The organism is Curtobacterium sp. MCBA15_009 (assembly GCF_001864895.1).
In the GTDB taxonomy this organism is placed as follows: Bacteria; Actinomycetota; Actinomycetes; order Actinomycetales; family Microbacteriaceae; genus Curtobacterium.
Map to the genome: position 1 here is coordinate 313,042 of NZ_MJGO01000038.1, position 9,513 is coordinate 322,554.

Here is a 9,513-nt window from a genome sequence, read left to right on the forward strand (position 1 = left end):
CTTCGAACTCGAAGCAACGGGTAGGATGGAACCGATGGACGACACGCCCCGGACCCTGACCGCCACCGAGCTCCAGGCGTACTTCGCCTTCACCGAGGTGGGCAGCCTGCTGCGGCACGCGGTCGAGCAACAGCTGCGCGACGTCGGCGGGCTGAAGTACGTGCAGTTCCAACTGCTCGCCCGGCTCGGCGACGCGCCCGCCGGCCAGCAGCGGATGACGGACCTGGCCGACGGCGTCGTCTACAGCCGCAGCGGACTGACCTACCAGGCGCAGGTGCTCGAGCAGCGCGGGCTCGTCACGCGGGCGCCGTCACCGGACGACGAACGCAGCACGGTCGTCTCGATCACCGACGACGGCCGTGCCGTGCTGGCGGCCGTGTTCCCCGGGCACGTGGAGGCGCTGCAGCAGCTGCTGTTCGCGTCGTTGTCGGACGCGGACGTCCACGACCTGGCGCGGATCCTCGGTCGGGCCGCGGAGCACCTGCGGGCGAACCCGCCCCGGTCGGCGACCCCGCGCCGCCGCGGCTGACCACCGTCGGGGGCGCGGCCGCGCCCCCGCACCGCAGCCGTCGCAGCCGCGGTCGCAGCCGCGAAGTGCTGCGCGGCGCCGCTGTCTCAGCTGCGTGGCGCCCGGGCGAAGAGCAGGGTCACGGCGGCCAGGGCGACGGCGCCGACGATGAGGACCCAGGCGACGACCGCGACCAGGCCGTCCCAGGGGCTGACGAGCAGGCCGACGCCGACCAGCAGCGCCACGACGGCCCCGACGAGGGCGAGGCGATGGGGTCGTGCGGGGTCGGTGCGTGCCACCCGACCAGCGTAGGCCCCCGGTCCGGCCCGGCGGTCTCCCAGCGGACACGCGGGCGATCCGCGGCGGAGTCCCGGCGGTCGCCCGAGCGGGGCTGGGACGCTCCACGAGCCGCACCGGACCGTGCGGCACGAGGGGGAGCAGGACGATGACGATCAGACGTGCAGGGGGAGCCGGCCTCGGCTTCGTGGGCGGCAGTGTGCTCGCCGGGTTGTTGGTCGGGGTCGGGGTGACGCCGGTCATCGCGGTGGCCGGTCTCGGTGCGACGTCGGCGATCGGGGTGTTCGAGTCGATGCCGGAGCACATCGAGATCGGGGACCTGCCGCAGCGCAACGAGATCTGGGCGTACCGCGGTGGGGAACCCGTGCACCTGACCGACGTCTGGTCCCAGGACCGCCAGCAGTTGACGCTGGACCAGATCGACGACGACCTCGAGCACGCGGCGGTGGACGGCGAGGACAAGCGCTTCTACGAGACCGGCGGTGTCGACGCGACGTCGATGGTGCGGTCACTGGTGAGCGTCGCGGCCTCCCGTGGCGAGGGCGGGTCCGGCGGGTCGACGCTCACGATGCAGCTCGTCCGCAACATCAAGATCCAGCGGGCGAGCGAGCTGCCGACGCTCGAGGAACAGACGGCCGCCTACGAGGAGGCGACGAAGCGCTCGCCGCAGCGGAAGCTCGCCGAGATGAAGCTCGCGATCGGGCTGGCGAAGCAGTACTCCAAGCAGGAGATCCTCACCGCCTACCTGAACATCGCCTACTTCGGCGACCAGACCTACGGCGTGCAGTCGGCGGCGCACCACTACTACGGCAAGTCCGCGACCGACCTGACCCCGGCCGAGGCCGCGTCGCTCATCGCGATCGTGCAGTGGCCGGAGCGCCGGGACCTCTCGACGCCGGACCACCACCGGGACAACACCGCCCGTCGCAACGTCATCCTGCGGTCGATGCACGAGCAGGGGCACCTGACCGAGGACGAGTACCGCGCCGCGCGGCAAGCCCGGCTCGCTGACCTCGTCCACCTCACCGCCCCGCAGCAGGGGTGCGCGGCGGTCGAGGCGGGCGCGGCGTACTTCTGCGACTTCGCCACGCGCATCACCGAGCGGCTCCCGCAGCTCGGGGCGACGAAGCAGCAGCGGGCGGACGCCTGGCGCACCGGCGGGTACCGGATCCAGACGACGCTCGACCTCGACCTGAACGCCCGGCACGCGCAGCTGCTCGACCAGTACGACCCGAAGACCGAGACCCGGCTGGCACTCGGCGCCACGCTCGACACCGTCGAGGCGGGGACCGGTCGCGTGCTGACGATGGCGCAGAACACCGACTACGACCGGTCGGCGCAGGCGCCGCGGACCGCGACGTCGCTCAACTACGCCGTCGACCGGGCGGACGGCGACGCGACGGGGTTCCAGACCGGCTCGACCTACAAGATGTTCACCCTGCTGGCGTGGCTCGAGTCCGGCCGGAGCCCGGACACCGTCGTCGACGGCACCCCGCACCCGCACAGTTCGTGGACGGCGTGCGGCGAACCGCTCGAGGCGTTCTGGCAGCCGAAGAACGACTCGCCCGCCCAGCGGGGTCCGTACTCGGTCCGGTCGGCGACCGCGCAGTCCGTGAACGCCGCCTACCAGTCGATGGCCGAGCAGCTCGACCTGTGCGACGTCCAACGGGTCGCGACGCGGCTCGGCGTGCACCTGGCCACCGGCGGCGAGCTCCCGTGGAACCCGGCGTCGCTGCTCGGCACCGAGAGCATCGCGCCGCTGACGATGGCCGCCGCCTACGCCGGCATCGCGAACGGCGGCTCGTACTGCGCCCCGGTCGTCGTCGACCAGGTCACCGGCCCGGACGGCACGGAGCTCGGCGGCCAGCCGCGCACCTGCTCCCAGGCCGTCTCGCCGCAGACCGCCGCCACCGCGTTCGAGGTCATGCAGGGCGCGTTCCGTGGCGGCACCGCTGCGGGCGGCCAGACACCGGACGGCACGACCCTGTTCGGGAAGACCGGCACCACCGACGCGGCCGACCAGATCTGGCTGGTCGGCGGCAGCTCGCGCGCGGTGACGGCGTACTGGCAGGGCAACACCGACGGTGCGAAGCACAACCTGCGCTCGTACTCGAACGGCCAGGGCGACACCTACGCCGGCGCCAGGGCCTCGGTGTGGCGCGAGGCGCAGACGGCCGTGAACGCCGCACTCCCGACGGGGTGAGGCGGTCGGCCGCGGTCATCCGACCGTGGGTGCCGGATCATCCGCCCGGACGATCCGGCACCGCACCGGCCCGGCGTAGCGTCGGTGCTCCGACACACCCGAAGGAGCACCAGATGGCCCACCTCGCCGTGCTGACCGCACTGATCGTCCTCGACGTCGTCGCACTCGTCCTGTGCTGGCGGTCGACCCGTCGTGGAGAGGCGACCAAGATCCTCTGGACGCTGCTCGTCGTGTTCGTCCCGGTGCTCGGTGCCGTGGGACTCCTCGTGGTCGAGGGCGTCGCCGCGACGACGCGGCGGGTGGTGCAGCACTGACGCCGGTCGCGTGCGGTGGACGCGACCACGGGACGGACGGGAGGCCCGGTGCCAGCTGGCACCGGGCCTCCCGTCCGTCACACGGGTGCGTCTAGGAGAGCTTCTCGCTGTCGTCCAGCCAGCCCGCGAGCTGCGTCATGTAGTCGGCCTGCGAGGCGTAGTCGAGCGCCGGGAAGGTCCAGCTGTGCACCTGGCCGGCCTGCAGTGCCGCGTTGTCGGCGAAGGTCGGCTGCTTCTCGAGGTCGGCGACCTGGTAGCCCTGCTGCGACAGCAGCAGCACGTCGCCGCTGATCTGTCCGGCGTTCTCCCACGAGTAGATGCCCCAGTAGAAGCCCTTCGGCTTCGGGTCGACGAAGTCGACGCCGAACGACCGGTACATCTGCAGCGTCGGCTCGTCGGCCGGTCGCGTGACGTAGGCGCCGTCGCCGTCGGCGTACATCGACACGACCGACAGGTCGTGTTCGTCCGCCGCACGGGACAGCGCCTGCTCGGCGGTGTCGAAGCGCTTCTCGGCCGCGTCGACGGTCGCCTCGTCGGCACCGAGCGACTCGGACAGGTCGGCGATGTGCTCGATGACGTCCTCGCCCTTGCCGCCCCACTCGACGGTGGCGACGGGTGCGATGGCCTCGACCTGCTCCTGCTGCTCCTTGTCCTTGAAGCCGTACGAGGGCTGCGTGGCGTCGAGCGTGCCCTTCTCGTCGGTCGGGTAGACCGAGGTCACGACGAGGTCCGGCTTGAGCGCGGCGAGCTGCTCGAGGTCGATGTCCCCGTAGGCCGTGCCGAGCTGCGTGATGCCGTCGGTGTCGAGGTCGTCGAACCGGGCGTCCTTCGTCATCGGCTGCTGGCCGAACGTGCCGACGGGGTGCAGACCGTACTCGACGAACGAGATCGCGATGTCGTTCAGGGCCACGATGCGCTTCGGCGTGTGGTCGACCTTCACGGTGGTGCCGGTGGCGTCCTTGTACGACCAAGCGCTGGACGAGCCGGTGCCGCCGTCGGCGCGGTCGTCGTCCGACCCGGTGCCGGAGCAGCCGGTGAGGACGAGGGCCGAGACGGCCACGGAGGTCAGGAGGGCGGCGCGGAGGGAGTGCTTCACGTTAGGAGAGGCTAACCTAAGTCGCGGTCGGCCGCCAGTGCCTGCCGGTCGTGCTCGTCGGCTTCGGGGACGATCATCGGTGCACCCGTCACCGGGTCTGCGAGGACCCGAGCGTGCAACCCGAAGGCGTGCTCGAGCAGCGCCGGCGTGAGCACCTCGGCCGGCGGCCCGTCGGCGGCCACACCGCCGTCGTGCAGCACGACGAGCCGGTCCGAGTAGCGCGCCGCGAGCGACAGGTCGTGCAGCACCATGACGACGGTCGAACCCTGCTCGCGGTTCAGGCGACGCACGAGCCGGAGGACCTCGAGCTGGTGCGCGAGGTCGAGGTACGTCGTCGGCTCGTCGAGCAGCAGCGTCTGCGCCTGCTGCGCCACGACGAGCGCGATCCACGCGCGCTGCCGCTGCCCGCCGGACAGGCTCGCGACGTCGCGGTGGGCCACCTCGGTCAACCCGGTCGCCGCGATCGCCTGCTCGGCGACGGCGGCGTCCTCGGCGGTCCACGGCTTCGCCCACGACTGGTGCGGGTTCCGACCGCGCATCACCAGGTCGAGCACGCTCGTGCCGGCCGGTGCGACGGGGGACTGCGGCAGGATCGCGAGCTTGCGGGCGACCTGCCGGTTCGGCTCGCGGCGGATGGGCGCGCCGTCGAGCAGCACCTCGCCCGCCTGCGGCTTGAGCACGCGGCCGAACGCCTTGAGCAGCGTCGACTTGCCGCAGCCGTTCGCGCCGAGGAAGGTGGTCACGGTGCCGCGTTCGATGCGCAGGTCCAGGTCGGTGAGCACGGCGTGGCGGTCGTAGCCGACGGACAGGCCGCGCGCCTCGAGCACCGGCGGGGTCGGGTGTCCGCGCGGGGCGGTCGCTTCCGTGGTGGTCGCGGTCGTGGCGCCGGTGGTGGTCGCGGTCGCGTTCGCGTTCGTGGCGGCGGTGGTGGTCGTGCTGGTTCCACCTGTGGTGGTCATCGGGACATCTCCTTGCGGTGACGGACGAGGAGCCAGATCAGGTACGGGGCCCCGATCACGGTCGTGACGATGCCGACCGGCACCTGCCACGGGAAGGCGGAGCGGGACACCAGGTCGGCGGCCAGCACGAGCAGCGCGCCGAGCATGCCGGCGAGCAGGAGGGGCGGGCGGTTCGTCCGGGCCAGCCGGAGTCCGACCTGCGGCACCACGAACGCGACGAAACCGACCGGACCGGCCGCCGCGACCGCCGCCGCGGTCAGCACCACCGCGAGCGCGATCACCAGCAACCGGTGTCGCTGCACGCCGAGGCCGACCCCGGTCGCGACGTCGTCGCCGAGCTGTCCGATCCCGAGCGCCGCGCTCGTCGCCAGGGCGAGCGGCACCGCGACCGCGGCGACCACGAGCAGCGGCCAGAGGCTCGACCAGGACGTGCTCGACAGGCTGCCGACGAGCCACTGCGAGGCGGCCGCCGCCGCCGTGATCTTGGCCCGCACGAGCAGGTAGCTGGTGACGGCGTCGAGCGTGGCCCCGACGCCGATCCCGACGAGCACGAGCCGGTAGCTCTGCACGCCGCCGCGCCAGCCGAGCCCGTACACGACGGCGGCGGCGACGAGCGCACCGATCGTCGCCGCGAGCGGGATCCCCGCGCCGAGCACCGAGGACGACACCGAGTAGGTACCGCCGCCGAGCACCACCGCGGCGACCGCGCCGACGCTCGCGCCCGAGGTGACGCCGATGATGTCCGGCGTGCCGAGGGGGTTGCGGGTGAAGGTCTGCGTCAGGGCACCGGCGACGCCGAGCGTCAGGCCGACGAGCGCGCCGGTGAGCACCCGCGGCAGCCGGAGCGTCGTGACGATGAAGCCCTCGGGGCCGGACTCGAGCCCGAGCAGCGACCGCACCACCACGCCGGGGGTGATCCACGTCGAGCCGATCGCCACGCCGAGCACGACGAGCACGAGCACGGCGACGATCGACGCCACCGTCCAGGCCAGGACGCGGGGGCGCCAGGCGAGCCCGACCGGGCCGATGCGGACGCCGGCGCGGGGGCGGTCGCCGGGGGTGCGGGCGGCGGTGCTGGCGCTGCTGGCGCTGGTGGCGCTGGTGGCGGTGGTGCCGGTGGTGGCGGTGGTGCCGGTGGTCGTGCTGGCGCTGGCGCTGGTGCCGGTGGTGGCGCTGGTGCTGGTGCTGGTGCTGGTGCCGGCGCTGGTGGTGGCGCTGGCGCTCGCGCTGCTGCTCGGCGCGCTCACAGCGACACCAGCGATCGACGACGGGCGACGGCGACGAACACGGGGCCGCCGATGACGGCGAGCACGATGCCGACCTCGACCTCGGAGAACCCGCCCACCAGGCGCCCGACCACGTCCGCGAACAGCACGAGGGCGGCGCCGACCAGCGCGGACACCGGCAGGGTCCACCGGTGGCCGGTGCCGACGAGCGCCCGGGCCACGTGCGGGACCGTCAGGCCGACGAACCCGATCGGCCCGGCCGCCGCGGTCGCCCCGGCGGCGAGCAGCGTGATCCCGCCCAGGCCGACGAGCCGCGCGACCAGGACGTCCTCGCCGAGGCCCCGCGCCAGGTCCGAGCCGAGCCCGAGGGCGTCGAGCGCCCGGGTGTTCCACACCGCGAGCACGAGCCCGACCAGCAGGAACGGCCAGACCGCCCCGAGCACGTCGAGCTGCCGGGCCGCGAGCGAGCCGACGACCCACAGGCGGTAGGCGTCGAGCGAGTCCTGGTCGGTGAGCACCACGAAGGACGTCAACGCGCCGAGCAGCGCGGACACCGCGGCGCCCGCCAGGGCCAGGGGGACCGGGCTGGCCGTGCCGCTGCCCGCGATCGTCACCGAGAAGACCACCACGCTCGCCACCATCGCGCCGGCCAGCGCGAACCAGACGGTCGCGCCGGTGCTCGTGACGCCGAAGACGTACACGCCGAGGACCACCGCGAGTCCGGCTCCGGCCGACACCCCGAACAGGCCGGGGTCGGCGAGGGGGTTGCGGGTGTGGCCCTGCATGAGCAGCCCGGCGATGCCGAGTGCCGCACCGACGGCCGCCCCGATGAGCGTGCGGGGGATGCGGGACCCCCAGACGATCGCCTCGTCGGTGCCCGAGCCGGTCCGTGTCAGCCCGGCGAGCACCTGGTCGACGCCGATCCGGTTGCTGCCGAGGAGCATGCTCGCCACCGCGACGAGCGCGAGCACCCCGACGAGTCCGACGACGACGGCGGTGCGACGGCGGACGGCGGAGCGGTGCACCCCGAGGGCGGCGGGCACGTCGCGCGTCGGTGCTCCCGGGTCGGGAGCCAGAGCGGGGGAGGGGGCTGGCACGGAGATCATCTTAGGTTAGCCTTGCCTCATGGCGAAGACCCCGCGGCTCCTGCCCCAGAACCCCCGGCTCTTCCGCGCCCGGGTCCTGCGGAGCGAGCGCCTGACGCCGTCGGTGCAGCGCGTCACCGTCACCGGCGACGACCTGCACGAGTTCCCGTTCCTCGGCTTCGACCACTGGTTCCGCCTGTTCGTCCAGCGCCCCGACCAGGACCGCTTCCACATGCCGGACCTCGACGGCACGAAGTGGTGGCCGACCTTCCTCGCCATCCCCGAGGACGTCCGCCCGCACTGCGCGAACTACACCGTCGCCGGCTACCGACACCGGTCCGACGGCACCGCCGAGCTCGACGTCGACTTCGTCGTCCACACGACCGCCGACGGCGAGCCCGAGGGCCGCGCGGCCATCTGGGCCTGCGCCGCCCGTCCCGGTGACGAGCTCGCCCTGCTCGACCAGGGCTGCATCTTCGACGCACCGACCGACGCCACCGAGGTCATCATCGCCGCCGAGGAGACCGGCCTGCCCGCCGTCGTCGGCATCGCGGCCTCGCTGCCCCGCGACACCGTCGGGCACATCGTGCAGGAGGTCCCGACCGCCGCCGACGTCCGCCGCCTCGACGCCCCCGCCGGCGTCCGCGTGACGTGGCTCGTCCGCGACGAGGTCGACCCGGGCGCGGTGCCCGGCCGTGCGGCGCTCGCCACCCTCCAGCGCATCGTGCCGACCGACGACCGGGGCTACGCGTTCGTGGTCGGCGAGTCCGGCCTCGCCACCGAGGGGCGCCGCCACCTGCACCGCGCCGGCCTGTCGAAGACCCGGATCACGTTCTCCGGCTTCTGGAAGCGCGAGGCCCGCGAACCCGTCCCGGCCTGAGGCGTGGTTGGCTTGCCCCATGGGGATCCGTGGGGTGGGCGTCGTCGGTGCGGTCGTGGCAGCGGTGCTGCTCGTGACGGGGTGCTCCGTCACCGGTGACGCACCCGCGCCGAACCGGACGGAGGCCGCACGGGCGACGCCGACCGCCACGCCGACCCCGACTCCGACGCCCACCGCGACCCGTCCGGCGATCGCGAGCCCGGCCGAGCGCACCGTCACCGCGGGGCGGGTCGCCGACGGCTCGAGCGCCTCGGCCTCCGGCAGCGGGGACGCGAACGTCGCGTTCACGAGCTCCGGGCCGATCGCGGTCGTCGTCGAACTCGACTGCTCGGCCTGCACCGGCACGGCGACCGTCACCGCGCCCGGCAGGATGTCGCCGTTCGGCCGGGCCTCCGCGCCGCTGCGGGCGTCCTTCCTGACCGGGGTGCTGTCGTCCGACGGCCCCGAGCAGTCGGTGATCGTCGAGGCGCGCGGCTCGTGGTCGGTGACGCTCCGCAGCTGGAACGACCTGCCCCTGGTCAGCGGGGCGCAGTCCGGCAAGGGACCGGCCGTGCTGTTCTTCTCGGACGACGTGTCGCACGTGACGGTCGACTACCGCCCGGCCGGCTCCGGCGACTCGTTCTCCGGCCGCGTGTTCACGACCTCGGGTCGGCCGCAGCTGTTCGGCGACTCCGGGGCCTTCGCGAGGTCGTACGACGTCGACCTGCCGGGCGTCATGGCGATCCAGACCAACGGCACGTGGACGGTCACCCCGACGCCCTGACCGCGTGCAGTGGGCGTCCTGCCCGCGTTCCTTCCCATCGCGCGCGGCGTTGGAAGCGGTTTCGCGCGTGGGAGGTCGTTCCTTCCGGCTGCTTACGCGCGTTTCTGCTGCTCATGCGCGGAACTGCTGCCGCGGGCGCGCAGCGCGAGCGCGAGATGGACAGGAGGCCCGTGGCGGTGTCG

At 73.5% G+C, this 9,513-nt stretch carries 10 protein-coding genes; 5 read left to right on the plus strand and 5 right to left on the minus strand.

Annotation, left to right across the window (positions count from 1 at the left end):
* Window positions 1-34: 34 nt before the first annotated feature.
* Window positions 35-529 (plus strand): MarR family winged helix-turn-helix transcriptional regulator, encoded by a 495-nt coding sequence (locus tag BIU97_RS13210; RefSeq protein ID WP_071260717.1) that lies wholly within the window; start codon window positions 35-37, stop codon window positions 527-529.
* 86 nt (window positions 530-615) lie between these two features.
* On the opposite strand, the gene BIU97_RS13215 is transcribed toward BIU97_RS13210, so the two are convergent.
* Complete coding sequence (locus BIU97_RS13215; RefSeq protein ID WP_071260719.1) at window positions 616-807, minus strand: hypothetical protein; 192 nt, start codon at window positions 805-807, stop codon at window positions 616-618.
* A gap of 146 nt (window positions 808-953) precedes the next feature.
* On the opposite strand from BIU97_RS13215, the gene BIU97_RS13220 reads away from it, so the two are divergent.
* Window positions 954-3,008 carry a transglycosylase domain-containing protein gene (locus BIU97_RS13220; protein ID WP_254782994.1) on the plus strand — a complete coding sequence of 685 codons (2,055 nt, stop codon included), beginning with the start codon at window positions 954-956 and terminating at the stop codon, window positions 3,006-3,008.
* Window positions 3,009-3,121: 113 nt separating this feature from the next.
* Window positions 3,122-3,322, plus strand: a complete 201-nt coding sequence (locus tag BIU97_RS13225; protein WP_071260723.1) for a PLDc N-terminal domain-containing protein — start codon at window positions 3,122-3,124, stop codon at window positions 3,320-3,322.
* Between the two features lie 91 nt (window positions 3,323-3,413).
* Here BIU97_RS13225 and BIU97_RS13230 read toward each other — a convergent pair whose 3' ends face one another.
* Genes BIU97_RS13230 through BIU97_RS13245 form a run of 4 tightly spaced genes read right to left on the minus strand, consistent with a single transcriptional unit; the run spans window position 3,414 to window position 7,700 of the window.
* The gene (locus BIU97_RS13230) at window positions 3,414-4,418 is read right to left on the minus strand and encodes an ABC transporter substrate-binding protein (RefSeq protein ID WP_071260725.1); all 1,005 of its coding nucleotides are present in this window, start codon (window positions 4,416-4,418) and stop codon (window positions 3,414-3,416) included.
* Window positions 4,419-4,429: 11 nt separating this feature from the next.
* Window positions 4,430-5,377 (minus strand): ABC transporter ATP-binding protein, encoded by a 948-nt coding sequence (locus BIU97_RS13235; RefSeq protein WP_254782995.1) that lies wholly within the window; start codon window positions 5,375-5,377, stop codon window positions 4,430-4,432.
* On the minus strand, window positions 5,374-6,624 hold the full coding sequence (locus tag BIU97_RS13240; RefSeq protein ID WP_083420943.1) for a FecCD family ABC transporter permease: 1,251 nt from the start codon (window positions 6,622-6,624) through the stop codon (window positions 5,374-5,376). The genes BIU97_RS13235 and BIU97_RS13240 overlap by 4 nt, the downstream gene beginning before the upstream one ends.
* Window positions 6,621-7,700, minus strand: coding sequence for a FecCD family ABC transporter permease (locus tag BIU97_RS13245; protein WP_441294397.1), 1,080 nt, complete (start codon window positions 7,698-7,700; stop codon window positions 6,621-6,623). The genes BIU97_RS13240 and BIU97_RS13245 overlap by 4 nt, the downstream gene beginning before the upstream one ends.
* 28 nt (window positions 7,701-7,728) lie before the next feature.
* Between BIU97_RS13245 and BIU97_RS13250 the strand changes: the two genes are divergently transcribed.
* Together BIU97_RS13250 and BIU97_RS13255 are read left to right on the plus strand one after the other, a co-directional pair.
* Entirely contained in the window at window positions 7,729-8,568 is an 840-nt protein-coding gene (locus BIU97_RS13250; RefSeq protein ID WP_071297904.1) for a siderophore-interacting protein, read from the plus strand.
* Between the two features lie 19 nt (window positions 8,569-8,587).
* A complete protein-coding gene (locus BIU97_RS13255; RefSeq protein ID WP_071290564.1) occupies window positions 8,588-9,331 on the plus strand; it encodes a hypothetical protein in 744 nt (247 codons plus the stop codon).
* Window positions 9,332-9,513 lie beyond the last annotated feature (182 nt).

Bases quoted from the DNA above. Each gene is read 5' to 3' on its own strand.
- BIU97_RS13255 (WP_071290564.1), top strand. From the start codon at position 8,588: ATGGGGATCCGTGGGGTGGGCGTCGTCGGTGCGGTCGTGGCAGCGGTG.
- BIU97_RS13235 (WP_254782995.1), bottom strand. From the start codon at position 5,377: ATGACCACCACAGGTGGAACCAGCACGACCACCACCGCCGCCACGAAC.
- BIU97_RS13225 (WP_071260723.1), top strand. From the start codon at position 3,122: ATGGCCCACCTCGCCGTGCTGACCGCACTGATCGTCCTCGACGTCGTC.
- BIU97_RS13210 (WP_071260717.1), top strand. From the start codon at position 35: ATGGACGACACGCCCCGGACCCTGACCGCCACCGAGCTCCAGGCGTAC.
- BIU97_RS13220 (WP_254782994.1), top strand. From the start codon at position 954: ATGACGATCAGACGTGCAGGGGGAGCCGGCCTCGGCTTCGTGGGCGGC.
- BIU97_RS13250 (WP_071297904.1), top strand. From the start codon at position 7,729: ATGGCGAAGACCCCGCGGCTCCTGCCCCAGAACCCCCGGCTCTTCCGC.